The organism is Paraburkholderia acidicola (assembly GCF_002362315.1).
Classification (GTDB): Bacteria; Pseudomonadota; Gammaproteobacteria; order Burkholderiales; family Burkholderiaceae; genus Paraburkholderia; species Paraburkholderia acidicola.
This window is the reverse complement of the sequence record NZ_MTZV01000002.1, coordinates 1,198,006-1,222,829: the sequence shown is the minus strand read 5'-3', so window position 1 is coordinate 1,222,829 and position 24,824 is coordinate 1,198,006. Positions and strand designations below refer to the sequence as shown.

Here is a 24,824-nt window from a genome sequence, read left to right as displayed (position 1 = left end):
AATCTCAAAACGGAGCGGGTAGTTTACCTGAGGGCGTTTCGGGCGGCTTAAAGAGCGGTGCCGACACAGCGCACCGCACGACTACAGGCTGCACAGTGTCAGCTGGAACGGCACATCGACATCCACCGCGCGCGGCCGCAGATCACCGTCCTGCACGGTAAAACGCACCCACAGCATGTACTTGTTGGCGCTGGCTTCGGGGATCACCCGCAGTTCAGGCGTAACGCGGACCTGCATCAACTGATACGAGCGGCCCGACAGCATCTGCTGGTAGCTGCCCTGCATCGCCATCACTTTCGATGCCTGTCCCGATTCGCGCGCGAGACGCAGCACGATTGTCGCGGCATCGCGCAGCGGCAACAGCGGCATCACCCATTTGGCGATGTCCTGGCGACGTTGATCGGGATGGGTTTGCTGCCACGCGAAGTACGACGGAAGATCGAACTTGCAGGTGCCGCCCGGGATGATCGCGCGGCTGCGGATGCTGGCCAGCCATTCATTGTCTGCAAGATGCTGGCCAGTCTTTCCCTGCATCTGCGAGAGGCCCGTCAGCGTTTGCTCGATTTCACCGAGCACAGCTTCGAGCGCATTCTGTTCGATGCCCGGGTTGCCGCGAAACGGCGCGAGCGTTTGCCGCTGCCGCTCCAGTTCCTTCATCAGATCCGATTTCAGGTCCGCGCGCCCCGCGACCTCGGCGATTTCAAACAACGTTGTCAGCGCGACATGATGTTCCCTGGCGTCTTCCTGAGTCAGAAAGAACGTAAAGCGCTCGAACAGATCTTCGAGGCGCAGCAGCGTCCGGATTCGCTCGTTGAAGGGATACTCGTAAAGAATCAAGCGGGCTCGCCTCGGGCGTGGTCGGTGACAGGATTGCAGGACATTCTAATGCCGTGAGACTACCCCCGCAATCACGCACTTTATGCGTGTCCTCACGCAATTTATTCTGTCTGTCATTGCACTGACGAAGTTCCCTGCGAAAGGCGGGCAAGCGTACCTTTCGCGGGCGGCTCACTGCACTGTCGTGAACCCGAAGTGTCAGGTGGTATGCGCGTAAGTGAGATAAGCGCGATGCAGTGCCTCGACCTGAACCTGTAGCGCATCGGGTGGGGCGTCTTCGTTGACGATCGTGTCGTCGGCGGCGGCGAGGCGCTGTTCGCGCGTGGCCTGGCGCGCGATGATCGCCAGCACCTGTTCGCGCGAGAAGGCATTGCGCCGCATCACGCGGGCGATCTGCGTTTCGACGCTGCAGTCGACGGTCAGGACGCGGTCCACGCGCGTCTTCCAGTTGCCCGACTCGACGAGTAGCGGCACCACGACGATGACATAGGAACCCTGCGCGTCGTCGCGTTGCCGCTGGGTTTCCGCACGGATCAACGGATGCGTAATGGCTTCGAGACGCTTGCGCGCGGTGTCGTCGCTGAAGATCAGCGTACGCATCTGCGCACGGTCGAGCGAACCGTCGGTGGCGACGAACGACGGGCCGAACTCCTGGGCGATCGCTGGCATCGCGACACCGTGTGGCGCCGTGATGCGATGCGCGATCACATCGGTGTCGACGAGCGGCACCCCGAGTGCGCCGAACCTGTCGGCCACCGTCGATTTGCCGCTACCGATGCCACCCGTCAATCCAACCGCAAACATGGTGTCAGCCTCCTCCGAGCGCCAGATAGAGCGGCGTGCCGATAAACAGCGTGAGCGCGCCGCCGGCCGCGAGAAACGGACCGAACGGCAGCGGTTCCTCGAAACGCATACGGCCGCGCCACGTTGCCGCGAGTCCGACCACGGCGCCGGCGACGGCCGCTACCAGCACGATCTGCGGCAGCGCGGCCCAGCCCAGCCAGGCGCCGAGCGCGGCGAGCAGCTTGAAATCGCCGTAGCCCATTCCTTCGATACCGCGCACCAGCCTGAATACCCAGTGTACGCACCACAACACGAGATACCCGGCGATCGCGCCGAGCACGGCGTCGTGCAAGCTCGCGAAGAGCCCATCGAAGTTGACGATCAGACCTGCCCACAACAGCGGCAGCGTGATCGAGTCGGGCAGCAGATGCGTATCGATATCGATTGCGCTCATTGCGAGCAGCGCGGCGCACAGGCCGAACGCGGCCAGCGCCATCAGGGTGGGGCCGAACGAGACGAGTGCGGCGACCGCGCAGGCTGCGCTCGCGAGTTCGAGCAGCGGATAGCGCAGGCTCACGTGCGTTCCGCATTGCGAGCAGCGGCCGCGCAGCAGCACGTAGCTCACGACCGGGATGTTCTCCCATGCGCGCAACGTGTGGCCGCAATGCGTGCACGCGCTGCGCGGTAGCCAGAGGTTGTAGCGGATGGGGAGGCCGTCGTCGTCGGGTGGCTGACCGGTTGCGTCGCTGATCTCGTTGCGCCAGGCGCGTTCGAGCATGATCGGCAGGCGGTGTGCGACCACGCTGAGAAAGCTGCCGATCACGAGTCCGAGAGCGACCGCGAAAGCGATCTGTACGCTGACCGGCAACAGGCCGAAGGTCGTACCGACATCGGTGGCGACGCGGCCCCAGGGGCTGCTGAACAGGGAATCGGACACGGTCGGATAGGTAGCCGGCATAACGGAAAAGTGGGATTCGGCTGCGATGCTACACCACGTTGCCGAGTTGAATGATGGGAAGATACATCGCGATCACGAGGCCGCCGACCAGCCCACCGAGCACGACGATCACGAGCGGTTCGCACAGGCTCGCGAGCGTACCGATCTGTTCGTCGACCTGACGGTCGCTGAGCGCGGCGACGTCGAGCAGCATCGTGTCCAGTGCCCCCGATTCCTCGGCTACTGCGACCGGTTGGACCACGTCGGCCGGAAAGCAGCCGGCCGCGCGCATCGCCGCTGCGAGCCGCTCGCCGCGGCGCAGACGCGTGGCGATGTCGGCGGTTGCGCGGTCGAAGTAGGCGTTGCCGGTGGCGTGGGTGAGTGAGTCGAACGCATCGGCGAGCGGCGTGCCTGCCGCCAGTAACGTGCCGAGCGCACGGGCCCAGCGGGCCGCACAAAGTGTTTTCAACAGCGGACCGAACAGCGGTGCCCGCAAGGACAGGCGGGCAACATGTACGCGGGCCGCCGCCGAGCGCCGCATGAGGGCGCCCAGTGCGGCACTGCCAGCACCGATCGCAACGACGGCAGGGATGCTCCAGCGCGCTGCCGCATCGGACAGCGCGAGCACCACCTGAGTCGGCACGGGCAGCTTCGCCCCGAAGCCGTCGAATATCTGCTTGAACGTCGGGACCACCCAGACGAGCAGCGCCGCAGTGATCGCAAGCGCGAGCAGCAGGATCGCTGCCGGATAGGTGAGTGCCGCGCGTACTTTTGCACGCTGGGTCGCACTGCGTTCGCGGTCGTCGGCGATGCGCGCGAGAATGGCCGGCAGCGCACCCGACGCTTCGCCGACGGCGACAAGCTGGCAAAACAACGTGCTGAACTGCGTGGGATGCCGGCGCAATGCCGCGGAGAAATCGAGGCCCGCCGTGATGTCGCGCGCGAGGGCGGCGATGATGCGCGGCATGCCACGCGGGCCTGGGGCCTGGCCGAGCAGATCGAGTGCAGCGGCGAGTGGCAGGCCGGCGCGCAACAGGCTCGAGAGCTGGCGCGCGAACAACGTGACATCGGCGGTACGTGCCTTGGGGCGCAGTGCGGGGCCGCGTACCGCAAGTTCTACGACGAAGAGGCTGTCACGTTTGAGCATCGCACGAGCCGCAGCAGCATCGGGTGCAACGAGCGAACCGCGGCGCGATGTGCCGGTTGCATCGAGCGCCTGCCATGCGAAGCGCAGGTCCTGCGGTGCGGTGTCGGGTGTCATTGGGTCTCCGTGGCGGCGAGGGCTTCGGCGAGGCTCGTCGTGCCGTCGCGCACGCGGGCGAGTGCCGCGTCACGCAGCGTAGCGACGTGCCCGTCCGTCTGCGCATGCGCCGAGATCGCCTGGGTGCCTGCCCGCGCGACGATCAGCTCGCGCATCGACTCCGGAACCGGCATGACCTGGTGAATGCCAATGCGCCCGCGATAACCGATGCCATGACACGCCGTACATCCGGCGGCCGTATAGGGATGCCAGTCGTCGAGCTGTGTCTGCGCGAAACCGGCCGCGAGCAGCGCCGCACGCGATTCCTTCGCCGGTACGCGGCACGACAAGCAGAGACGGCGCACGAGCCGTTGCGCTGTCACGAGCCGCAACGCAGCCGCCAGGTTGTATGGCTCGACGCCGATATCGATGAGCCGCGCGATTGCAGCAGGCGCATCGTTCGTGTGCAACGTGGAGAGCACGAGGTGGCCGGTCTGTGCGGCTTTAACCGCGACATCGGCGGTTTCTTCGTCGCGGATCTCGCCGACCATGATCACGTCCGGGTCCTGCCGCAAAAACGCGCGCAATGCGATCGCGAAGGTTAGCCCCGCTTTCTCGCGCACGCCGACCTGGTTGATGCCGGCAAGCTGGATCTCCGCCGGATCTTCAACCGAGCAGAGATTGCGCGACGCGACATTGAGCATCTGCAGGAAGCAGTACAGCGACAGCGTCTTGCCGCTGCCCGTCGGACCGGTGACGAGCACGAGGCCGTGCGGTGCGCGGATGGCGGCGTCGACGATATCGCGTTGCTGCGCATCGAGCCCGAGCGAGTCGAGAGATAGATCGATGGGCAGCGCTTCGAGTCGGCGCAGCACCAGCTTTTCGCCGAAGAGTGTCGGTAGTGAGTTGACGCGGTAGTCCTCGAACGCACCTTGCGTCGCGGCGAGCCGCAGGCGACCGTCCTGCGGAATGCGTCGCTCGGCGATATCCATCCTCGCGAGCACCTTCACGCGTGAGATGAACGCGTCGCGCAGGTGGGCCGGCGGCTGACCGGTCTCATGCAGCACACCGTCGATCCGCAGGCGAATCCGCCAGCCGTGTTCCGCCGGTTCAACGTGAATGTCCGATGCATTGCGGGTGGCGGCCTCACGCAATGTGTCCGCTAGCAGACGGACTGCGGGGGCGGAGTCGATGTCATCGGCACCGTCTGGAGGTGCGGTGCGCTGGCTTGTTGTGATCCGTGTCGTCGCTGCAGCGCGGAACGCGTGCGGGTCCGGACTGGTGGTGTTGCGGGAAGCTGGAACAGTAGCAGCCGGGTCAACACGTAGCGCTTCGGTTGGGATGGGCGGCGCGCCAGGAGAAGAGGAAAACATCGAAGACCGGCCGGAAGCCGCCTGCAGAACATGACGACTTAATCTTCCGTTAGCGCTCGCACGTCCGCCACCTGGCCGGATGGCCAGAGCGCGACGTGATACTACGCTCAGGCGAGCTGGCCTTTCTTGGGCTTGCTTTTCGGTACAAGCCCCGGACGGAACAGCTTGACCGTGCGAACCGCCTGGTCGTCGCTGCGCATCACTTCGAGCTCCACATCGCCGATGCGCAAGCACACGTCGCCTTCCGGGATCTCTTCGAGCATTTCGAGGATCAGGCCGTTGAGCGTCTTCGGGCCGTCGGTGGGCAGCGTCAGGTGTAGCCAGCGGTTCAGTTCGCGCAGCGGCATGCTGCCCGCGACGATACATTCGCCATCGTCGTTCCAGCCGCCGCGCGACGACGCACTCCGCGGAATCGACGTGGTGAATTCGCCGATCAGCTCTTCGATGATGTCTTCCGGCGTGACGAGACCCTGTAGCTCGCCGTACTCGTTGACGACGAGCGCCGTACGCTGGCGGCTCTCCTGGAAATACTGCAATTGCTGGAAGACGGGCGTGCCGGTCGGCACGAAGTAGGGTTCGGCGAGCAGCTCTCGCAGCGTCTCGCGCTCAAGTTCCTGGTTATGCAGCGCCGACAGCGTCTTGCGCACGTGAAGTACGCCGAGTACCCGGTCGATGTCACCTTGATAGACGATCAGCTTGTTGTGATAGCAGGTTTCGAGTTGATGCAGGATCTGCTCGAATGGCGCGTCGAAATCGAGCGCCTCGATGCGGCGGCGCGGAATCATCACGTCATCGACGGAGATGTTTTCGAGGTCGAACAGATTGAGCAGGATGCTGCGGTGCTTGGTCGGCATAAAGCTGCCGGATTCGAGCACGATGGTGCGCAGTTCCTCGGTTGAGAGGCGTTGCTCACGCTCGCCTTTCGTGTTGATGTGCAGTACGCGCAGGATGCCGTTGGCGAACAGGTTCACGAACCAGATGACCGGTCTCGCGACGCGCATGAGCGGCGCGATCAGCAGGCTGGCCGGCAGCGCGATTTTCTCCGGATAGGTCGCACCGACGATTTTCGGCGTGATCTCCGCGAAGACAATGATCAGGAACGCGACCATACCGGTCGCGATGGACAGCACGACGTTGTCGCGGCCGAACGTATGCAGCGCGATCGACGTCGTGAGTACCGGGATGATCGTGTTGAACAGATTGTTGCCGATCAGGATCACGCTGAGCAGGCGGTCGGTTTGCGCCAGCAACCCTTGCGTGGTCTTCGCGCCGAGCGCGCCCTGGTTGGCGAGATGCTTCAACCGGTGACGGTTGAGCGCCATCATCGCCGTTTCGGAGATCGAAAAAAAACTGGAGCAGACAAGCAGCAGAAAGATGGCGCCGATCTGCGCCCATAAGGGAAGTTGTTCCACGCGGCGTGAAGAGTGAGAGAAGGTGGGGAGAATATAGCAGAGGGTGCCGCGGCGACTTCGTAGGCCGGATGGCACAGGGCGTTCGGCTATCTATTACGACTGCAACCGATGGCCGAAAAAAAACCGCGCAACACGTGCGCGGTTTCTTGCAAATCTGGTCGGGGTGAGAGGATTCGAACCTCCGGCCTCTACGTCCCGAACGTAGCGCTCTACCAGGCTAAGCTACACCCCGATCTGGACTTCTACGACGTTTCAGTCCAGTTCAGGACTGTCTTGCCGTCGAGTAAGAGCATAATTCTAGCAGGCTTTCTTTGTAAATGGAATCTGGGAACGAAGAAATTGCCGCTGCCGCGACCTGGGCTTCCTGCTTCGCGCACTCGAGCGTGTGATCCAGCGCACCCGAGCGCGTGATGGCCGTGAAAATCTCATCGAAGCGGTCGGTGCTGCCCTGTTCGATTGCCTCGCGCGCGAGCGTCGCCTCGGCAGGCGTGCCATGTTCGATCAACCAGATCAGCGGCAACGTGGGTTTACCTTCGCGCAGATCGTCGCCAGCGTTCTTGCCCATCGATTCCGGTGTGCCCGTGTAGTCGAGCCAGTCGTCCATGATCTGAAACGCCGTGCCGATGCGCCGGCCGAATTCGGCCGCGGCCTTTTCGGTCGCGGCGTCGGCGCCGGCCAGAACGGCGCCCAGTTGCGCAGCGGCTTCGAACAGCTTCGCGGTCTTGTAGCGGATCACCTGCATGTAGCGTGCTTCGTCCACGTCGGCGTCATGCATGTTCAGCAATTGCAGGACTTCGCCTTCGGAAATGATGTTCGTCGCTTCGGACAGGATTTCCATCACGCGCATCTTGCCGACACCGACCATCATCTGGAACGAGCGCGAGTACAGGAAGTCGCCGACCAGCACGCTCGCCGCGTTGCCGAACAGCGCGTTGGCGGTCTGGCGGCCGCGCCGCAGATCGGATTCGTCGACGACGTCGTCGTGCAGCAGGGTGGCCGTGTGGATGAACTCGACGACCGCGGCCAGTTCGTGCCGGTGCCCGGTCGTCTCACCCAGCGCGCCCGCGACCAGCAGCAACAGCGCGGGACGCAGCCGTTTGCCGCCGGCGCTGATGATGTATTCGGAGATCTGGTTGATCAGCATCACCTCCGACGCCAGGCGCTGCCGGATGACACGATTCACCTGTTCCATGTCATCGGCGATCGGAGCGAGCAGGGTGGCGGCGTTGGGGGCGGGGGTGGCAGTCGACGACATAGGGCAAAAAAGGGGTGGTGCCGCAGGGTAGTGCCGCGAATTATAAGGCGAATCGCGCTTGTTCCGGGCCGTAGCGTATCGGGTGAGGCCCGGCCGGCTGCGCGCCGGTGCCGGATGGGCCTCGGGGGCGGCCATCCGCGGATGTCAGAGAGTTTTGACCGCGCAGCTAACTCTATGTATAATCACGGGTTTCCGCGCGTGGTGCGTGGGGAAAATGAATACAGAGTGAGGTTCTCAATGTACGCGGTCATAAAAACCGGCGGCAAGCAGTATAAGGTTGCTGTCGGCGAAAAATTGAAAGTAGAACAGATACCGGCAGACATTGACGCTGAAATCACGCTCGACCAGGTTCTTGCAGTTGGCGAAGGCGAATCGATTAAATTCGGTACGCCGCTGGTCAGTGGGGCTTCCGTCAAGGCTACCGTTGTGTCACACGGTCGGCATGCCAAAGTGACCATCTTCAAGATGCGTCGCCGGAAGCACTACCAGAAGCACGGCGGCCACCGCCAGAACTATACCGAACTGCGCATCGACGCTATTACCGCGTAAGCGCACCGGTCAAGGAGCTATCAAATGGCACACAAAAAGGCAGGCGGATCGTCCCGGAACGGCCGCGACTCCGAGTCGAAACGACTTGGCGTAAAAGTGTACGGCGGTCAGGCAATCAACGCCGGCGGCATCATCGTGCGTCAACGCGGCACGCGTATGCACCCTGGCGACAACGTCGGCATCGGCAAGGATCACACCTTGTTCGCGCTGACGGACGGCCACGTCAAGTTCACGACGAAAGGCGCCGACAAGAAGCATCTGGTCAACGTCGTCCCGGTAGCAGCCTAAGCTTAATCAGGCACGGGCTTCAGGACCGGAACAAGGCCCCGCGAAGTTGGCGGGGCCTTTTTTATTGCCGGAGGATTTTGCGGATCAAAGCAATTTCCAGCCGGCCGGCCATTCGGCCGAATGTTCAACGCGCGTGGAGCGCGGCAAAATAGCTGTAAACACGGGACGGAGCAACTCATGAAGTTCATTGACGAAGCGAGAATTGAAGTCATCGCCGGCGACGGAGGGGATGGCAGTGCGTCGATGCGCCGCGAGAAGTTCGTTCCGTTCGGCGGCCCGGACGGCGGCGACGGCGGGCGCGGCGGCAGCGTCTACGCGGTGGCGGATCGCAATATCAACACGCTGATCGACTACCGTTACGCGAAAAAGCACCAGGCGCGCAGCGGCGAAAACGGCCGCGGGGCGGATTGCTACGGCAAGGGCGGCGACGATATCACGCTGCGTATGCCGGTCGGTACGATCATCACCGACATGGACACCGGCGAACTGATCGCCGACCTGACCGAGCACAACCAGTCAATCCAGGTGGCGACCGGCGGTGCAGGCGGCCTCGGCAACCTGCACTTCAAGTCGAGCACGAACCGTGCGCCGCGGCAAAAAACCGAAGGCAAACCCGGTGAGCGCCGAATGATCCGCCTCGAGCTGAAAGTGCTCGCGGATGTCGGTTTGCTCGGTATGCCGAACGCAGGGAAGTCGACGTTTATTTCGTCGGTATCCAATGCCCGACCGAAGATCGCCGACTACCCGTTCACTACGCTCGCGCCGAACCTCGGTGTCGTGCGGGTGGGGCCGAGCCGCAGTTTCGTGATCGCCGATATTCCTGGGCTGATCGAAGGCGCGGCCGAAGGGGCAGGTCTTGGTCACCAGTTCCTGCGCCATCTGCAGCGCACGGGCCTGTTGTTGCATATCGTCGACCTCGCACCGTTCGACGAGGCGGTCGATCCCGTCGCGGAAGCCAAGGCGATCGTCAACGAACTGCGCAAGTACGATGAACAACTGTTCGACAAGGCGCGCTGGCTCGTATTGAACAAGCTCGACATGGTCCCGGAAGACGAACGCAAGACGCGTGTCGCGGCGTTCCTCAAAGGTTTTGGCTGGAAAGGCCCCGTGTTCGAGATTTCCGCACTGACCGGCCAGGGCTGCGAGAGCCTGTGCTATGCGGTGTATGACCACATCGCTGCGCATTCGGACGCGCAGCGCGCTGCCGAAGCCGAAGACCTCGCCGCGGATGTTCGCTTCCGCGAAGGGCCGGAAGGGAAGGCGGCCGGTACCCCGGTTCCGCCGCAGGAATAACAACCGGTAGCACGCTGGTAATAGGCTGGTAGCAAAAAAGGTCGAGCGCGCGGGCGCTGTCACGGTTGCCCGCGGCATCACGCGTCATCTTGGGAGACCGCGCATCATGCGTTCCGTCATCGCAGATTCCCGGCGATTGGTAGTGAAAGTCGGGTCCAGCCTCGTCACGAACGACGGGCGTGGGCTCGATCATGCGGCGATCGGCCGCTGGGCGGCGCAAATCGCCGCGTTGCGTGCGCAGGGCAAGGAAGTCGTGCTGGTCAGTTCGGGCGCCATTGCCGAAGGGATGCAGCGGCTCGGCTGGACGAAACGGCCACGCGAGATTGACGAATTGCAGGCGGCTGCTGCGGTCGGGCAGATGGGGCTCGCGCAGGTCTACGAAAGCCGCTTCGCCGAGCATTCAATCCGCACCGCGCAGATCCTGCTCACCCACGCCGACCTGGCGGACCGCGAGCGCTATCTCAACGCGCGCTCCACGCTGCTTACGCTGCTGCGTCTCGGTGTCGTGCCGATCATCAACGAGAACGACACGGTGATCACCGACGAAATCAAGTTCGGCGATAACGATACACTCGGGGCGCTGGTGGCGAACCTGATCGAAGGCGACGCGCTGATCATTCTCACCGACCAGCGCGGCCTGTATACCGCCGACCCGCGCAAGGACCCTGCTGCGAAATTCGTCGAACAGGCCGATGCCGGCGCGCCCGAACTCGAAGCGATGGCCGGCGGCGCGGGTTCCAGCCTTGGCCGCGGCGGCATGCTGACCAAGATTCTCGCGGCGAAGCGCGCTGCGCATAGCGGTGCCAATACGGTGATCGCCAGCGGCCGGGAGTCGGATGTGCTGGTGCGCCTTGCATCAGGCGAAGCGATCGGCACGCAACTGATCGCGCGAACCGCACGCATCGCGGCGCGCAAGCAATGGATGGCGGATCACCTGCAGGTGCGCGGGCACGTGGTGATCGACGATGGCGCGGTGGAAAAACTGACGGCCGGCGGCAAGAGCCTGCTGCCGATCGGCGTCGTTGGCGTGCAGGGCGTGTTTGCGCGCGGCGAGGTGATTGCGTGTCTGAGCGCGGCCGGACGCGAGGTGGCGCGCGGGCTCACGAACTACAGCAGCGCCGAAGCGAAGCTGATTCAGCGCAGACCAAGCGGTGAGATCGAATCGGTACTCGGCTACATGCTGGAGCCGGAACTGATTCACCGGGACAACCTGGTGCTCGTCTAGCCGGAAAAACAGAGGGGCGGCGCCAGCAGACCGGCGCCGCCCCTTCTCATCCAGCGTTCAGCATGCGGTTCGCGTCAGTGGAGCTGCGAAGTCGCGGTGCGGTGGTATTTGACGTTCTCGACGATCTTCGCGGCGTTGCCGGTCGGCAGCTTGTTCGCGCAGAAGTAATCCTGATAGAGCGTCGCGCGATACGCGTTCAGGTCGCCGTTCTCGATCCGTGTCCAGTCATTCGCGACGGTCCGGTCCCAGCCGTTGTGATCCGCATCGAGGCCGGCATACAGGCGCGATTCGTACGTATCGCAGCGGATGCCTTCGTAGTTCACGTTGCGCGCGCCGGCGGGACTCGTGACCACCACCGTGTAACGCACGACGCCGTCGGACCCGACCGAGACCGACTTCGCATCCAGCGAGAAATGCAGCGGCGTATTACCTGATACATCGAACGCCAGCAGATTGGCCGGGTCCGGCAGCGGCGGCAGCGTATCGACCTTGTTTTCCTTCCAGTTGGAAGGCTCGTCCAGCAGGTACTGGAACGCGGTTTGACCCTGAGCAGGCGGTTGACCCCAATTCGAACAGCCAGCCAGCAAGGCGCCGGTGGCGGCGCACGCCACGACGAGAGCAAGTACTTTCAATATGATTCCTCGAAACACCGGCGCGGCAGCACACGTGCCGCACCGGCAAGAGGCGGCATGCGTAAGCGGCCGCACAGGTTTTTAATCGCGCAGCCCCGGCACGTGGCCGATGACGCTTTCAACAGAGCCGCAGTCGGACTCGATCGTCGTCCGGAGCGTCGCCTCGACCACGACAGTCGAGGTCATGACGGTTCCGTCCGCCGACGTCGCTATCCGGGGATAGCGAGGCCCATGATGCATGCCCGGTTTTTCTGTCCGCGGCGCTGCGCGGCGCAGAAAACGGGACAACTCCGTCAACGCCATCTGATACACATCCCGCTTGAACTCGATCACACAGTCGAGCGGCACCCAGTACTCGTTCCAGCGCCAGGCATCGAACTCCGGATGATCGCAGGCGCGCAGGCAAATATCGCAGTCGCGCCCCACCATCCGAAGCAGAAACCAGATCTGCTTCTGCCCGCGGTAGTGACCGCGGACCTCACGCTTGATGAACTTGTCCGGCACCTCATAGCGCAACCAGTCGCGCGTGCGACCGATAACCTTGACATGTTCCGGCAGCAACCCGGTTTCTTCGTGTAACTCCCGATACATCGCTTGCACGGGGGTCTCGCCGTACTTGATGCCCCCTTGCGGAAACTGCCAGGAATGTTCACGGAGCCGTTTGCCCCAAAACACCTCGTTGTGCGCGTTCAAGAGGATGATGCCGACGTTCGGGCGAAAGCCTTCACGATCCAGCATACAACCACCTTCGAATCCTTTAAAATTGCTTTGATTATAAACAGATAACGGACCCTACGCACCGAATCGACCCAGAATGGGTCGATTCTCCGCCAGCCGGCAGCAAAGAGGGCGTGATCGTGGCGCCCCCGGTAGGGCGCCCGGAGCGCGTCCCTCCTGCTTCGCCGGGTGAGTGCTGGATCGGTGCCGGGTTCGCGATTTCCACCGTTTCATCTTTTGGGCAGCCTGTCCGGGCCGCCGCTTTTGGAAAAAACTCTGAATGAAAGCCTCCCGTTTCTTTATCGGCACGCTGAAGGAAGCCCCCGCCGACGCCGAAATCGTCAGTCACAAGCTCATGATCCGTGCCGGAATGATTCGCCGGGTTGCTGGCGGCATCTATAACTATCTGCCGGTCGGTCTGCGTTCGATCCGCAAGGTGGAAGCGATCGTGCGCGAAGAGATGAACCGGGCCGGCGCGATCGAACTGCTGATGCCCGTCGTCCAGCCGGCCGAGCTCTGGCAGGAATCGGGCCGCTGGGAAAAGTACGGACCGGAGCTGCTGCGTTTCAAGGATCGCCGGCAAGGTGACTTCGTGCTCGGACCGACGCACGAGGAAGTCGTCACCGATATCGCGCGCAACCAGATCAAGAGCTACCGGCAGATGCCGGTGAATTTCTATCAGATCCAGGCGAAGTTTCGCGACGAGATCCGTCCGCGCTTTGGCGTGATGCGCGGCCGCGAATTCATCATGAAGGACGCGTACTCGTTCGATAAGGACATGGACGGCCTGCGCGAGACGTATCGCAAGATGTACGACGCGTATGTGCGGATCTTCACGCGGCTCGGTCTTGAGTTTCGCGCGGTGGCGGCCGACAACGGGTCGATCGGCGGCATCGGTTCGCATGAATTCCAGGTGATCGCCGATACGGGCGAGGACGCGATCGTCTACTGTCCGACTTCCGACTTCGCAGCCAACATCGAAGCCGCCGAAGCATTGCCGTTGCTCGCCGCGCGCGCCGCGCCCACCGAGCCAATGCAGAAAACCGCGACGCCGGGCAAGGCGAAGTGCGAGGCCGTGGCCGAACTGCTGAACATCCCGCTTGAACGCACGATCAAGTCGATCGTGCTCGCGACCGAAGAGGAAGGCGCCGAGCCGACCATCTGGCTGCTGATGCTGCGCGGCGATCACGACCTGAATGAGATCAAGGCGAGCAAGCTGCCCGGTCTCGCCAACCTCCGCTTCGCGACCGAAGAGGAAATCGTCGCGACCTTCGGCACGCCGCCCGGCTATCTCGGCCCGATCGGCACGAAGAAGCCGGTGAAGGTCGTCGCGGACCGCACGGTCGCGAACATGAGCGACTTCGTGGTCGGTGCGAACGAACTCGACTTTCACATTACCGGTGTGAACTGGGGCCGCGATCTGCCGGAGCCGGTCGTCGCCGATATCCGCAACGTGAAGAAGGGCGATCCGTCGCCGGATGGCAAGGGTGTGCTCGAGATCTGCCGCGGCATCGAGGTCGGCCAGGTGTTCCAGCTCGGCACCAAGTATTCGGAGGCGATGAACGCAACCTACCTCGACGAGTCCGGCAAGCCGCAGCCGATGCTGATGGGTTGCTACGGCGTCGGCATCACGCGGATTCTCGGCGCGGCGATCGAACAGAACTTCGACGAGAAGGGCATCATCTGGCCGGAATCGATTGCGCCGTTCGAGATCGTGCTGTGCCCGATGGGCTATGACCGCAGCGATGCGGTGCGCGAGCACGCGGACACGCTGTACGCGGCGCTCGTCGAAGCCGGCATCGACGTGATTCTCGACGATCGCGGCGAGCGTCCGGGCGTCATGTTTGCCGACTGGGAGCTGATCGGCATTCCGCATCGTCTCGTGATCGGCGAGCGCGGGCTGAAGGAAGGCAAGATCGAATATCAGGGGCGCCGAGACACCGAAGCGACGCTGCTGCCGGTCGAGAGCGCGGCGCAAACCGTGATTGAGAAGATTCGTGCGGCGCTCGCGCGCTGACCGGAGCGGACATGGAATATAACTTCCTGTCCGCGACAGTCCTGCTGGTGCTGATCACCGATCCGCTCGGCAACATCCCGCTTTTCATCAACTGCCTGCGCGGCGTCGCGCCTCACCGGCGCGTCGTCGTGATCCTGCGGGAAGTGGCGATCGCGTTTGCGATCCTGCTGCTGTTCATGCTGGTCGGCGACCGCTTCCTGCGGATGATGAGCCTCACCGATCAATCGTTGCGGATCGGCGGCGGCATCGTGCTGTTTCTGATCGCGTTGCGCATGATCTTCCCGCATCCGGATGGTGCGTTCGGCAGCGACAAGCGCGGCGGTGAGCCATTCATCGTGCCGCTCGCGATCCCCGCGCTTGCCGGGCCGTCGGCGCTCGCAACCGTGATGCTGCTGACCTCGCAGGCGCCCGGCAAGATGTTCGAATGGGTCGGTGCGCTGACCGTGACGATGATCGTCTGCGCGATCGTGCTGGTGCTGGCGGAGCGCATTCAGGTCTGGCTCGGCGAGCGCACGGTGACCGCATTTGAACGCCTGATGGGGCTCGTGCTGGTGGCGATTTCCGTCGAGATGATCCTGGGCGGCATCAGGAGTTTCGTGCATCAGCTTTGAGTGCCGATGTGCGCTAGCTAGTCGGTGCAGTAAAGAAAAAAGCGGCCCGCGGGCCGCTTTTTCATTCAGGGTAGAGGAGCCACTGAAGCCTATGCGCCTTCCGTCAGCGCCCGGATAGTCGGCAGATTGCGCCAGTAACCCTTCGCATCCATCCCACACCCGAACACATAGCGGTCCGGCACTTCGAAACCGCAAAAATCCGGATGCAGCGGTTTTGCCTTCGTCAGCGTCTTCTCGCACAGCACGGCGCTCAGGAAGCGCTTCGCGCCCATATCGAGGATGCGGTCGCGGATCGCGGCCATCGTCTCGCCTTCGTCGAGGATGTCGTCGAGCACCAGCACGACGCGATCTTTCACCGACTCGGCCGGCGCAACGCGCCACTGCATGTCGGCGCCGCCTTTGGTCGTGTTGCGATAGCGGGTCAGGTGGATGTAGTCGAATTCGAGCGGGAAATCGAGGTGCGGCAGCAGCATGCCGGTGAACACCGCCGCGCCGCCCATCACCGACAGCACCAGCGGGAATTCCTCGCTGATCTCGGCGCGGATGGCAGTGGCCATCCCGCTGATCGACGCGTTGACGTCGTTGGCCGATACGATTTCTTCGGAGTGGCGGAAAATGTGGAGCGCTTCTTCTCGGTTCATGACGTCTGGCGGGCGGTAACTGTATACATAGTGTGAGAAAAACGGACCGGGCACGCTACAGCATAAACCCGCGTCCCCGCGTTCCTTGACGGTCAGCGCATACCGGGCAGCATACCCTTCATGCCGCGCATCATCTTCTGCAGATTGCCGCCCTTCAGCTTCTTCATCATCGTGCGCATCTGGTCGTACTGGTTCAGCATCCGGTTGACTTCCTGCACCTGCACGCCCGCACCCGCCGCGATGCGGCGCTTGCGAGTCGCCTTGATCAGGTCGGGCTTGGCGCGTTCGAGCGGTGTCATCGAGTTGATGATGCCTTCCATCCGGCTCATCTGCTTTTCCGCCTGGCCCATATTGGCTCCTGCGGCAGCCTGCTGAAACTGTGCCGGCAGCTTGTCCATCAGCGACGACAGGCCGCCCATGTTCTTCATCTGCGAGAGCTGCGCGCGGAAATCGTTCAGGTCGAAGTCGCCGCCTTTCTTGACCTTGTCGGCGAGCTTCTGCGCGGCCTGCACATCGACGCCGCGCTGCGCTTCCTCGACGAGCGCGAGGATGTCGCCCATGCCGAGAATCCGGTTCGCCATCCGGTCCGGATAGAAGACTTCGAGGCCATCGAGCTTTTCAGCGACACCGACGAACTTGATCGGCTTGCCCGTCACGTGGCGCACGGACAGCGCCGCACCGCCACGCGAATCGCCGTCGAGCTTGGTCAACACGACACCAGTGAGCGGCAGCGCGTCGTTAAACGCCTTCGCCGTGTTGACGGCATCCTGACCGAGCATCGCGTCGACCACGAACAGCGTTTCTGCCGGTTTCAGTTCGGTGTGCAGCGCGGTGATTTCCTGCATCATCGCTTCGTCGATACCGAGGCGACCGGCCGTATCGACAATCAGAACGTCGTGATAGTGGCGCTTTGCCCAGTCGACAGCGGCGCGTGCGATATCGATCGGTTTCTGGTCCGGTTCCGACGGGAAGAAGTCAGCGCCGACCTGTTCGGTCACTGTCTTCAACTGCGCGATCGCGGCAGGGCGGTAGATGTCGCACGAAACAGTCAGAACCTTCTTCTTCGACTTTTCGCGCAGCAGCTTCGCCAGCTTGCCGACCGTGGTCGTCTTGCCCGCGCCCTGCAGACCGGCCATCAGGATGACCGCAGGCGGCGTCACCGCGAGGTTCAGCTCGACGGCCTTGCCTTCATAGTCGCCGCCGATCAAGGCGGTCAGCTCGCGCTGGACGACGCCGACGAGCGCCTGCCCCGGCGACAGGCTCGAGATCACCTCTTCGCCGAGCGCCTTTTCCTTCACCTTGGCGATGAAGTCGCGCACGACCGGCAGCGCAACGTCGGCTTCGAGGAGCGCGAGGCGGACTTCGCGCAGCATTTCCTGGGTATTGGCCTCGGTAAGCCGGGCCTCGCCGCGCAGCGTCTTGACGACGCGCGCCATCCGTTGAGTCAGATTGTCGAGCATGGGGAGCGATGAGCAGTGCGGCCAGAACGGTCCGCGACGACGAAGCCGTCGCGGACCGAGGCCCTAGTGTAAACTTCGAACATGGATATTGTACTGTATGCCCTCACTGCGCTCCTGTACGGCGGTCTTGCCGTCGCGGGCTGGCGCGCGCACCGGCAGACCGCTGCGCAGCCGCTGCTCGAGAGCGTTCCGCCGCTGCCGGTCGGGCCGCGCGCCGGGGTTGCCGCCGCGGTGGGCATGAGCACGTCGGGCCGCGCGCTGCTGGTCGTCGCACTGCTCGCGCACGGCGCACTGCTGCACACCACGATCTTCCCGCAGAACGCGATGGTGTTCGGTTTCGCGTTCGCGCTGTCCGCGATGTTCTGGCTTGGCGTCGGCATCTACTGGATTGAGAGCCTGTTTTTTCCACTGGATGGTCTGCGACTGCTCGTTTTGCCGCTCGCCTGTGTGGCGTCGTTGTTGCCGCTCGGCTTCGGTGGTGTGCGTGTGCTGTCGTATTCGGCGGCGCCACTTTTCAAGCTGCACTTTCTGATCGCCAATATCGCCTACGGTCTGTTCGCGATTGCGGCGCTGCACGCGGTGCTGATGTTGCTGGTCGAGCGCCGTCTGCATGCGATGCGCGGCAGCGGCTCGGCGCCGCGGCCGGGCGCGGCGTCTGACAACGACTGGCTGTCGAGCTGGCTCGATTCGCTGCCGCCGCTGCTGACGCTCGAAAAGCTGCTGTTCCGTCTGATCGCCGCCGGCTTCGTCCTGCTGACGCTTACGCTGGTGTCCGGCATCCTGTTCAGCGAACAACTGGTCGACCGCGCGCTGCGGCTCGATCACAAAACCGTGTTCGCGATTCTTTCGTGGCTGATGTTCGGCGCGCTGCTGACCGCCCGCAAGGTGTCCGGCTGGCGCGGCCGCGCAGCGTTAAGATGGGTGCTGGCGTCGTTCGTGGCGCTGCTGCTCGCGTATGTCGGCAGCCGTTTCGTTTTCGAGGTGCTATTGCACCGCCCTGTGGTCTGAGCTTTCCATGCGACAAATCTTTCTACTGATCCTGCTGTTCATCGTCGGCCAATGGCTCGTGAAAGCGCTGCGCCGCGCCGACGCGCGTACCCAGCGCACCGGCGGCGCAACCGGTCCTGCAGGCGCAACCGGTGACGCCGGTAACGCGCGCACCACGGGTGCAAACCCGGCCGGAGCCGGCGCCCCCCGCGCAGCCGCGCAACTCGCCGAGCCGATGATCCGCTGCGTCGAGTGCGGCGTGCATGCGCCGAAGAGCGACTCGGTGGTCGTCGCGGGGCAAGCGTTCTGCTGCGCCGAGCACGCACACCGTCATGCCGCGCGACCGACAGGCCGCGAAGCGCGATGACGGTTCGCTACGCCGTCGAAGCCGACGGCTGGGTATCCGGCGCACGCCGGCTGCCGTCACCGAACTACGAGGCGCGACCCGCTGACGCAGTGCCGACGTTGATCGTCGTGCACAACATCAGCCTGCCGCCCGGCGAGTTCGGCGGTAGCGCGATCACCGATCTCTTCCTGAACCAGCTCGACTGCGATGCGCATCCGTACTACGACACGCATCTGCGCGATACGCGCGTGTCCGCCCATTTCGTGATCCACCGCGACGGCTCGCTCGAGCAGTACGTGTCGTGCGACGAGCGCGCGTGGCACGCCGGCTCGTCGAGTTTTTTCGGCCGCGAACGTTGCAACGACTTCTCAGTCGGCATCGAACTGGAAGGCAGCGACGCCACCGCGTTCGAAGCGCCGCAATACGAGACGCTCGCCGCGCTCGTGAAGGCGCTGGTCGCGCGTTATCCGATCGGCGCGCTCGCCGGTCACGCGGATATTGCGCCGGGCCGCAAGACCGATCCAGGCCCGCATTTCGAATGGCCACGACTGCAGCGCGACACCGCGCTTGCCGATCGGTATTTCCCCTATCTGCATCGTCCCCTCGCTTCCTGACACGCATCGTTCAACGTGCGGCAAAGCGCGATGGGCGCTTGCTTTCCGCATCGGCCCGCCGTTGCGCGGACCATCAAAAGTCAAGCGCATGAGGGCAAATAAAATAATTTGAGATGGTTAGAAAGTTCACTATACTTGGTGCCAGACGTTCAGTTTTCCACTATATGTTGTGTGTTCATGGGTTGTAGATAGACGGCGCTCAGCTCCACGAGCACGGCGCTGTGAGCATGCCCGGCAGTGAAAAATATTCGTGCGGCGCGGCTGGTTGAGGGATCGGCGGCGTCAGCTACATCGAAGAAGGGGGGGCAGCAAGTGATCGCGACATACATGATGCAGACCATGGTCTTTTCAGCTTTGTCGCATCCGGCCACCTGGCCTCGCTGTTCCTTTTCTTCCAGCCTATCGCTCGCGCCCACGGCGGCGCAGCGTTCGTTTTAATCCGCGGTTTCTCCGCATATTCCAGAATCAGGAGCTTTGCACATGCAAACGACCGACAACGTAACGACCCGGTCCGAGGGCGCATCCGCTGGCCATCCCTTCGCCGGGCAGGCAAACAGCGCACAAGGGCTCGCACCGCAGACGACCTTCGCCGACTACAAGGTGATCCGTCGCAATGGCAGCGTGGTGTCGTTCGAACCGTCGAAGATCGCGATTGCGGTGACGAAGGCGTTTCTGGCCGTGAACGGCGGTCAGGGTGCGGCGTCAGCTCGCGTGCGCGAACTGGTGGAGCAGCTCACGCAGAGCGTCGTGCGCGCGCTGGTGCGCAGCCGTCCGAACGGCGGGACGTTCCATATCGAAGACATCCAGGACCAGGTCGAACTCGCGCTGATGCGCGGCGGCGAGCACAACGTCGCGCGGGCCTACGTGCTGTATCGCGAGAAGCGCAACCAGGAGCGCGGCGTCGTGCACGAAGCTACCGACGCAGCCGCACCCGGACTGAACGTGGTCGACAACGGCATCACGCGTCCGCTCGACCTGCAGGCGCTGCACTCGCTGATCGAATCCGCCTGCGCGAACCTCGGGGACGCGGTCAGCGCCACGCCGATCGTCACGGAAACGGTGAAGAACCTGTATGACGGCGTACCGATGAGCCAGGTCTACGACTCGGCGATTCTCGCGGCGCGCACGATGATCGAGAAGGACCCGGCGTACAGCCAGGTCACCGCCCGCATCCTGCTGCATACGATCCGCCGCGAGATTCTCGGCGGGGAAGTGACACAGGCCGAGATGGACGAACGCTACGTCGAATACTTCCCGCAGTTCATCAAGCGCGGTGTGCAGGCAGAGCTGCTCGACGACAAGCTGCTGCAATACGACATGAAGCGCCTCGGCGCCGCGCTCGACGCCGATCGCGACCTGCAGTTCGGCTACCTCGGCCTGCAGACACTGTACGACCGCTACTTCCTGCATAGCGACGGCGTGCGCATCGAAATGCCGCAGGCATTCTTTATGCGTGTAGCGATGGGCCTCGCACTGAACGAAGTCGATCGTGAAGCGCGCGCGATCGAGTTCTACAACGTGCTGTCGAGCTTCGACTTCATGAGCTCGACGCCGACGCTGTTCAATTCGGGCACGCGCCGCTCGCAGTTGTCGTCGTGCTACCTGACGACGGTTGACGACGACCTCGACGGCATCTACGAGGCGCTGAAAGAGAACGCGTTGCTGTCGAAGTTCGCCGGCGGTCTCGGCAACGACTGGACCCGCGTGCGTGCGCTCGGCTCGCATATCAAAGGCACGAATGGCAAGTCGCAGGGCGTCGTGCCGTTCCTGAAGGTGGTCAACGACACCGCGGTCGCGGTGAACCAGGGCGGCAAGCGCAAGGGCGCGGTCTGCGCGTACCTGGAATCGTGGCACCTCGACATCGAAGAATTCCTCGAACTGCGCAAGAACACCGGCGACGATCGCCGCCGTACCCACGACATGAACACGGCGAACTGGATTCCCGACCTGTTCATGAAGCGCGTCATGGAAGGCGGTGACTGGACGCTGTTCTCGCCGTCCAATTGCCCGGACCTGCACGACAAGTTCGGCGCCGAGTTCGAAACGGCTTACGTCGCTTATGAAGCCAAGGCGGCCCGCGGCGAACTGAAGCTGTTCAAGAAGATCCCGGCCGCCCAGTTGTGGCGCAAGATGCTCGGCATGCTGTTCGAGACCGGCCATCCGTGGATCACGTTCAAGGATCCGTGCAACATCCGCAGCCCGCAGCAGCACGTCGGTGTCGTGCACTCGTCGAACCTGTGCACGGAAATCACGCTGAACACCAGTGACACCGAAATCGCCGTCTGCAACCTCGGCTCGGTGAACCTCGTCGCCCACCTCGCGAAGCAGGCCGACGGCAGCTACGTGCTCGACCACGACAAGCTGAAGCGTACCGTCAGCGTGGCGATGCGGATGCTCGACAACGTGATCGACATCAACTACTACGCGGTCGCCAAGGCCCGCAATTCGAACCTGAAGCACCGCCCGGTCGGCATGGGCATCATGGGCTTCCAGGACTGCCTGCACATGCTGCGCACGCCGTATGCGTCGCAGGAAGCGGTGGCGTTCGCCGATACGTCGATGGAAGCGGTCTGCTACTACGCGTACTACGCATCGACCGAGCTGGCCCAGGAACGCGGCCGCTACTCGAGCTACCGCGGCTCGCTGTGGGATCGCGGCATCCTCCCGCAGGACACGCTGAAGCTGCTCGCCGACGCACGCGGCGGCTATGTCGAAGTCGATTCGAGCGAATCGATGGACTGGACCGAACTGCGTTCCCGCATTGCAACGTACGGGATGCGCAACTCGAACTGCGTCGCGATCGCGCCGACGGCGACGATCTCGAACATCATCGGCGTGTCGGCCTGCATCGAACCGACCTTCCAGAACCTCTACGTGAAGTCGAACCTGTCGGGCGAATTCACGGTGGTGAACGACTACCTGGTGCGCGACCTGAAGGCACGCGGCCTGTGGGACGAGGTGATGGTCGCCGACCTGAAGTACTTCGACGGCACGCTGTCGCGCATCGACCGGATTCCGGCCGACCTCCGCGCCATCTACGCAACCGCGTTCGAAGTCGACCCGACGTGGCTCGTCGAAGCGGCGTCGCGCCGGCAGAAGTGGATCGACCAGGCACAGTCGCTGAACATCTACATGGGCGGCGTGTCGGGCAAGAAGCTCGACGAGGTCTACAAGCTCGCGTGGTTGCGCGGTCTGAAGACGACTTACTACCTGCGCACGATGGCGGCGACGCACGTCGAGAAGTCGACGGTTGCGCACGGCGCGTTGAACGCGGTGTCGTCGGGTGACGGCGGCGCATCAGGCGGCGCGTCGGGTAGTGGCTCCGCGGGCGGTGGCATCGGCAATGCGGGCGGCTTCGGCGTGAGCGGCGGTGCGGCGTCGTCGGGTGGTCTGAACGCGGCGGCGCCGGTAGCGGCAGCGATCGCTGCGGCACCGGAAGCAGACGGTCCGGTGTGCATGATGCGTCCGGGCGACCCGGGCTTCGACGAGTGCGAAGCCTGCCAGTAACTTCTATCTATATAGAGAGCATCGCCGGCGGGAACCTGGAACAGTGGGGGATCGCCGGCGCAGCAGTCGAACAGAAGCATCCGAAGAACAACGCGCAGTGCGAGCGCAAGACGATCGCGCGATGTGTGCCGAAGAGAATCACTGCACCTTGAACTTCGTCTCGATCGCACTGACGAACAGGTAATTACCCGAAGCATCCGCTGTGATGCAGACGCTTTGGCAACAGAAATTTTTAAGGCATCGACACGCTTGTGATCGATGCAAATCGATCGCGTGAAGCACTTCTTCGACACGTGTTTCGACTGCGTTGCGCGAAGCGCGCGATGCAGTTGAACGAACAAAGTGTTGTATGAAGGTCGCAACGCGAATCGAAAACAGGATTTTTCGTGAGCGAACTCTTTTAACGCTCGTGAAAAGATGGTACAAACCGTTCTAAATTGATGGTGACATTTATGCTCAACTGGGATGACGAGATCACTGCCGTAACTCCCGCGAGCGTTGCGCAACAAAATACGTTGCGCCACTCGGCGGAAGCGGCTGTCGGTACGCAAGCTGTAACGCGTCCCGCTCATCAGGCTCCCTCGGCGAAAGATATCTTCGCGAACGACATCGCTGTCGCTCCGTACGCCGCTCAGAATTCCACCGCTGCAACACCGGTCGCCGCCTCCGAGGCGCGCGTGAATGTTGCTGACAAGCGCATCATCAACGGCAAGACCGACGTCAACCAGCTCGTGCCGTTCAAGTACAAGTGGGCGTGGGAGAAGTATCTGTCGGGTTGCGCGAATCACTGGATGCCGCAGGAAATCAACATGTCCCGCGACATCGCCCTGTGGAAAGACCCGAACGGGCTGACCGAAGACGAGCGCCGCCTCATCAAGCGCAATCTCGGCTTCTTCGTGACGGCCGACTCGCTCGCCGCCAACAACATCGTGCTGGGCACCTACCGCCACATCACAGCGCCCGAATGCCGCCAGTTCCTGCTGCGCCAGGCGTTCGAGGAAGCGATCCACACGCACGCTTATCAGTACATCGTCGAATCGCTGGGCCTCGACGAAGGCGAAATCTTCAACGCGTATCACGAAGTTTCGTCGATCCGCGCGAAAGACGAATTCCTGATTCCGTTCATCCACACGCTGACCGATCCCGCCTTCACCACCGGGACGCTCGAAGCCGACCAGAAGCTGCTCAAGTCGCTGATCGTGTTCGCCTGCGTGATGGAAGGTCTGTTCTTTTACGTCGGGTTTACACAGATTCTCGCGCTCGGCCGCCAGAACAAGATGACCGGCGCCGCGGAACAGTATCAATACATCCTGCGCGACGAGTCGATGCACTGCAATTTCGGCATCGACCTGATCAACCAGATCAAACTCGAAAACCCGCACCTGTGGACGTCTGAGTTCCGTGCGGAAATCCGCGAGATCTTCAAGCAGGCAGTCGAACTCGAATATCGCTACGCTGAAGATACGATGCCGCGCGGTGTGCTCGGCCTCAATGCCTCGATGTTCAAGAGCTACCTGCGCTTCATCTGCAACCGTCGTTGCCAGCAGATCGGTCTCGATCCGCTGTTCCCGAACGAGGAAAACCCGTTCCCGTGGATGAGCGAGATGATCGACCTGAAGAAGGAACGCAACTTCTTCGAGACGCGGGTGATCGAATATCAAACTGGCGGAGCGCTGTCCTGGGAATGACCCACAGCCCTTCGCGGCAGGAATCATCGATGGGGATGCCGGCCCAGTGGCGCGAGCGCGCCATGCCGGCACACGACGTTAGGAGCAGGAACGCCTGATGCAAAGCATGCCCGGTGCCTTATCGGCCCACAAACATGACAGGCACTTTGCGAGCCCTTCAATGGGATGGGCAAACTTCCCCCCGGAAAACGCCGCTGGCTTGCGAGCCGGCGGCACGATCAAGCGATTGCCGGCGTCCGGAACGGACGCTGAGTGGACTTGGCGCACGGTGCCTTCAGGCACGGTGCGCCTTACCGTATTCATTAGCGTAAGCGCGCAGCACCTGCGTACGCCGATGAATAGCCCGCTTCGCAGCGCGCGCCTTGAGAAGCGCCAGCGAGAAGCGGGTTTTGACGAAGGGTGTGTAGTTTGA

24 protein-coding genes and 1 tRNA gene are annotated in these 24,824 nt (G+C 63.0%); 12 read left to right on the top strand and 13 right to left on the bottom strand.

All coding sequences use genetic code 11. The features are described from left to right. Positions 1–81: 81 nt before the first annotated feature. The 8 genes from zapD to BWP39_RS07540 form a co-directional block, all read right to left on the bottom strand. Complete coding sequence (gene zapD, locus BWP39_RS07575; RefSeq protein ID WP_096718294.1) at positions 82–837, bottom strand: cell division protein ZapD; 756 nt, start codon at positions 835–837, stop codon at positions 82–84. A 198-nt stretch (positions 838–1,035) separates the two neighbouring features. Further along, a complete protein-coding gene (coaE, locus tag BWP39_RS07570) occupies positions 1,036–1,641 on the bottom strand; it encodes a dephospho-CoA kinase (RefSeq protein ID WP_096718292.1) in 606 nt (201 codons plus the stop codon). Positions 1,642–1,645: 4 nt separating this feature from the next. Further along, complete coding sequence (locus tag BWP39_RS07565) at positions 1,646–2,578, bottom strand: prepilin peptidase (RefSeq protein ID WP_096718290.1); 933 nt, start codon at positions 2,576–2,578, stop codon at positions 1,646–1,648. A gap of 28 nt (positions 2,579–2,606) precedes the next feature. Continuing rightward, the gene (locus BWP39_RS07560; RefSeq protein WP_096718288.1) at positions 2,607–3,818 is read right to left on the bottom strand and encodes a type II secretion system F family protein; all 1,212 of its coding nucleotides are present in this window, start codon (positions 3,816–3,818) and stop codon (positions 2,607–2,609) included. Next, on the bottom strand, positions 3,815–5,170 hold the full coding sequence (locus BWP39_RS07555) for a GspE/PulE family protein (protein WP_096718286.1): 1,356 nt from the start codon (positions 5,168–5,170) through the stop codon (positions 3,815–3,817). The genes BWP39_RS07560 and BWP39_RS07555 overlap by 4 nt, the downstream gene beginning before the upstream one ends. 107 nt (positions 5,171–5,277) lie before the next feature. Beyond that, complete coding sequence (locus BWP39_RS07550) at positions 5,278–6,582, bottom strand: HlyC/CorC family transporter (protein ID WP_096718284.1); 1,305 nt, start codon at positions 6,580–6,582, stop codon at positions 5,278–5,280. 155 nt (positions 6,583–6,737) lie between these two features. Then, a tRNA-Pro gene (locus BWP39_RS07545) sits at positions 6,738–6,814 on the bottom strand. 30 nt (positions 6,815–6,844) lie between these two features. After that, entirely contained in the window at positions 6,845–7,837 is a 993-nt protein-coding gene (locus tag BWP39_RS07540) for a polyprenyl synthetase family protein (protein WP_096718282.1), read from the bottom strand. Between the two features lie 237 nt (positions 7,838–8,074). On the opposite strand from BWP39_RS07540, the gene rplU reads away from it, so the two are divergent. The 4 genes from rplU (at position 8,075) to proB (ending at position 11,192) form a co-directional block, all read left to right on the top strand. Beyond that, positions 8,075–8,386, top strand: a complete 312-nt coding sequence (rplU, locus tag BWP39_RS07535; protein ID WP_096718280.1) for a 50S ribosomal protein L21 — start codon at positions 8,075–8,077, stop codon at positions 8,384–8,386. A gap of 24 nt (positions 8,387–8,410) precedes the next feature. Continuing rightward, positions 8,411–8,674: a 50S ribosomal protein L27 gene (rpmA, locus tag BWP39_RS07530; protein WP_091010981.1), complete on the top strand. Its 264-nt coding sequence runs from the start codon at positions 8,411–8,413 to the stop codon at positions 8,672–8,674. Between the two features lie 177 nt (positions 8,675–8,851). After that, a complete protein-coding gene (gene cgtA / locus BWP39_RS07525) occupies positions 8,852–9,967 on the top strand; it encodes an Obg family GTPase CgtA (RefSeq protein ID WP_096718649.1) in 1,116 nt (371 codons plus the stop codon). A gap of 106 nt (positions 9,968–10,073) precedes the next feature. Continuing rightward, positions 10,074–11,192: a glutamate 5-kinase gene (proB, locus tag BWP39_RS07520; RefSeq protein ID WP_091010983.1), complete on the top strand. Its 1,119-nt coding sequence runs from the start codon at positions 10,074–10,076 to the stop codon at positions 11,190–11,192. Positions 11,193–11,266: 74 nt separating this feature from the next. On the opposite strand, the gene BWP39_RS07515 is transcribed toward proB, so the two are convergent. Further along, the gene (locus BWP39_RS07515) at positions 11,267–11,824 is read right to left on the bottom strand and encodes a CNP1-like family protein (RefSeq protein ID WP_096718278.1); all 558 of its coding nucleotides are present in this window, start codon (positions 11,822–11,824) and stop codon (positions 11,267–11,269) included. Positions 11,825–11,905: 81 nt separating this feature from the next. Beyond that, a complete protein-coding gene (locus BWP39_RS07510; RefSeq protein WP_096718276.1) occupies positions 11,906–12,562 on the bottom strand; it encodes an RNA pyrophosphohydrolase in 657 nt (218 codons plus the stop codon). Positions 12,563–12,821: 259 nt separating this feature from the next. Between BWP39_RS07510 and BWP39_RS07505 the strand changes: the two genes are divergently transcribed. Next, complete coding sequence (locus tag BWP39_RS07505; protein WP_096718274.1) at positions 12,822–14,558, top strand: proline--tRNA ligase; 1,737 nt, start codon at positions 12,822–12,824, stop codon at positions 14,556–14,558. An 11-nt stretch (positions 14,559–14,569) separates the two neighbouring features. Further along, the gene (locus BWP39_RS07500; protein ID WP_096718272.1) at positions 14,570–15,169 is read left to right on the top strand and encodes a MarC family protein; all 600 of its coding nucleotides are present in this window, start codon (positions 14,570–14,572) and stop codon (positions 15,167–15,169) included. Positions 15,170–15,258: 89 nt separating this feature from the next. Here the strand turns inward: BWP39_RS07500 and BWP39_RS07495 are convergent, their stop codons facing one another. Both BWP39_RS07495 and ffh read right to left on the bottom strand, forming a co-directional pair. After that, a complete protein-coding gene (locus BWP39_RS07495) occupies positions 15,259–15,810 on the bottom strand; it encodes a hypoxanthine-guanine phosphoribosyltransferase (protein ID WP_096718270.1) in 552 nt (183 codons plus the stop codon). A 92-nt stretch (positions 15,811–15,902) separates the two neighbouring features. Beyond that, entirely contained in the window at positions 15,903–17,270 is a 1,368-nt protein-coding gene (gene ffh / locus BWP39_RS07490) for a signal recognition particle protein (protein WP_096718268.1), read from the bottom strand. An 81-nt stretch (positions 17,271–17,351) separates the two neighbouring features. On the opposite strand from ffh, the gene BWP39_RS07485 reads away from it, so the two are divergent. Genes BWP39_RS07485 through ampD form a run of 3 tightly spaced genes read left to right on the top strand, consistent with a single transcriptional unit; the run spans position 17,352 to position 19,217 of the window. Next, positions 17,352–18,278, top strand: coding sequence for a cytochrome C assembly family protein (locus BWP39_RS07485; protein ID WP_096718266.1), 927 nt, complete (start codon positions 17,352–17,354; stop codon positions 18,276–18,278). Between the two features lie 7 nt (positions 18,279–18,285). After that, on the top strand, positions 18,286–18,624 hold the full coding sequence (locus BWP39_RS07480) for a PP0621 family protein (protein WP_096718264.1): 339 nt from the start codon (positions 18,286–18,288) through the stop codon (positions 18,622–18,624). Beyond that, positions 18,621–19,217 (top strand): 1,6-anhydro-N-acetylmuramyl-L-alanine amidase AmpD, encoded by a 597-nt coding sequence (ampD, locus tag BWP39_RS07475; RefSeq protein WP_096718262.1) that lies wholly within the window; start codon positions 18,621–18,623, stop codon positions 19,215–19,217. The genes BWP39_RS07480 and ampD overlap by 4 nt, the downstream gene beginning before the upstream one ends. 149 nt (positions 19,218–19,366) lie before the next feature. Here ampD and BWP39_RS07470 read toward each other — a convergent pair whose 3' ends face one another. Then, positions 19,367–19,633 (bottom strand): hypothetical protein, encoded by a 267-nt coding sequence (locus BWP39_RS07470; RefSeq protein ID WP_096718260.1) that lies wholly within the window; start codon positions 19,631–19,633, stop codon positions 19,367–19,369. A 64-nt stretch (positions 19,634–19,697) separates the two neighbouring features. On the opposite strand from BWP39_RS07470, the gene BWP39_RS07465 reads away from it, so the two are divergent. The 3 genes from BWP39_RS07465 (at position 19,698) to BWP39_RS32265 (ending at position 24,824) form a co-directional block, all read left to right on the top strand. After that, on the top strand, positions 19,698–22,724 hold the full coding sequence (locus BWP39_RS07465) for a ribonucleoside-diphosphate reductase subunit alpha (RefSeq protein WP_096718258.1): 3,027 nt from the start codon (positions 19,698–19,700) through the stop codon (positions 22,722–22,724). 452 nt (positions 22,725–23,176) lie between these two features. Then, positions 23,177–24,412 (top strand): ribonucleotide-diphosphate reductase subunit beta, encoded by a 1,236-nt coding sequence (locus BWP39_RS07460; protein ID WP_096718256.1) that lies wholly within the window; start codon positions 23,177–23,179, stop codon positions 24,410–24,412. Between the two features lie 97 nt (positions 24,413–24,509). Next, positions 24,510–24,824, top strand: a complete 315-nt coding sequence (locus BWP39_RS32265) for a hypothetical protein (protein ID WP_091010994.1) — start codon at positions 24,510–24,512, stop codon at positions 24,822–24,824.

What these genes read in the sequence shown, in the direction of transcription:
- BWP39_RS07505 (WP_096718274.1), top strand. Translation starts at nt 12,822, where the DNA reads ATGAAAGCCTCCCGTTTCTTTATCGGCACGCTGAAGGAAGCCCCCGCC.
- BWP39_RS07485 (WP_096718266.1), top strand. Translation starts at nt 17,352, where the DNA reads ATGGATATTGTACTGTATGCCCTCACTGCGCTCCTGTACGGCGGTCTT.
- ampD (WP_096718262.1), top strand. Translation starts at nt 18,621, where the DNA reads ATGACGGTTCGCTACGCCGTCGAAGCCGACGGCTGGGTATCCGGCGCA.
- rplU (WP_096718280.1), top strand. Translation starts at nt 8,075, where the DNA reads ATGTACGCGGTCATAAAAACCGGCGGCAAGCAGTATAAGGTTGCTGTC.
- ffh (WP_096718268.1), bottom strand. Translation starts at nt 17,270, where the DNA reads ATGCTCGACAATCTGACTCAACGGATGGCGCGCGTCGTCAAGACGCTG.
- rpmA (WP_091010981.1), top strand. Translation starts at nt 8,411, where the DNA reads ATGGCACACAAAAAGGCAGGCGGATCGTCCCGGAACGGCCGCGACTCC.
- BWP39_RS07565 (WP_096718290.1), bottom strand. Translation starts at nt 2,578, where the DNA reads ATGCCGGCTACCTATCCGACCGTGTCCGATTCCCTGTTCAGCAGCCCC.
- BWP39_RS07465 (WP_096718258.1), top strand. Translation starts at nt 19,698, where the DNA reads ATGCAAACGACCGACAACGTAACGACCCGGTCCGAGGGCGCATCCGCT.
- BWP39_RS07540 (WP_096718282.1), bottom strand. Translation starts at nt 7,837, where the DNA reads ATGTCGTCGACTGCCACCCCCGCCCCCAACGCCGCCACCCTGCTCGCT.
- BWP39_RS07555 (WP_096718286.1), bottom strand. Translation starts at nt 5,170, where the DNA reads ATGTTTTCCTCTTCTCCTGGCGCGCCGCCCATCCCAACCGAAGCGCTA.
- cgtA (WP_096718649.1), top strand. Translation starts at nt 8,852, where the DNA reads ATGAAGTTCATTGACGAAGCGAGAATTGAAGTCATCGCCGGCGACGGA.
- BWP39_RS07480 (WP_096718264.1), top strand. Translation starts at nt 18,286, where the DNA reads ATGCGACAAATCTTTCTACTGATCCTGCTGTTCATCGTCGGCCAATGG.
- BWP39_RS32265 (WP_091010994.1), top strand. Translation starts at nt 24,510, where the DNA reads ATGCAAAGCATGCCCGGTGCCTTATCGGCCCACAAACATGACAGGCAC.
- BWP39_RS07510 (WP_096718276.1), bottom strand. Translation starts at nt 12,562, where the DNA reads ATGCTGGATCGTGAAGGCTTTCGCCCGAACGTCGGCATCATCCTCTTG.
- BWP39_RS07495 (WP_096718270.1), bottom strand. Translation starts at nt 15,810, where the DNA reads ATGAACCGAGAAGAAGCGCTCCACATTTTCCGCCACTCCGAAGAAATC.
- BWP39_RS07460 (WP_096718256.1), top strand. Translation starts at nt 23,177, where the DNA reads ATGCTCAACTGGGATGACGAGATCACTGCCGTAACTCCCGCGAGCGTT.
- proB (WP_091010983.1), top strand. Translation starts at nt 10,074, where the DNA reads ATGCGTTCCGTCATCGCAGATTCCCGGCGATTGGTAGTGAAAGTCGGG.
- BWP39_RS07500 (WP_096718272.1), top strand. Translation starts at nt 14,570, where the DNA reads ATGGAATATAACTTCCTGTCCGCGACAGTCCTGCTGGTGCTGATCACC.
- BWP39_RS07560 (WP_096718288.1), bottom strand. Translation starts at nt 3,818, where the DNA reads ATGACACCCGACACCGCACCGCAGGACCTGCGCTTCGCATGGCAGGCG.
- coaE (WP_096718292.1), bottom strand. Translation starts at nt 1,641, where the DNA reads ATGTTTGCGGTTGGATTGACGGGTGGCATCGGTAGCGGCAAATCGACG.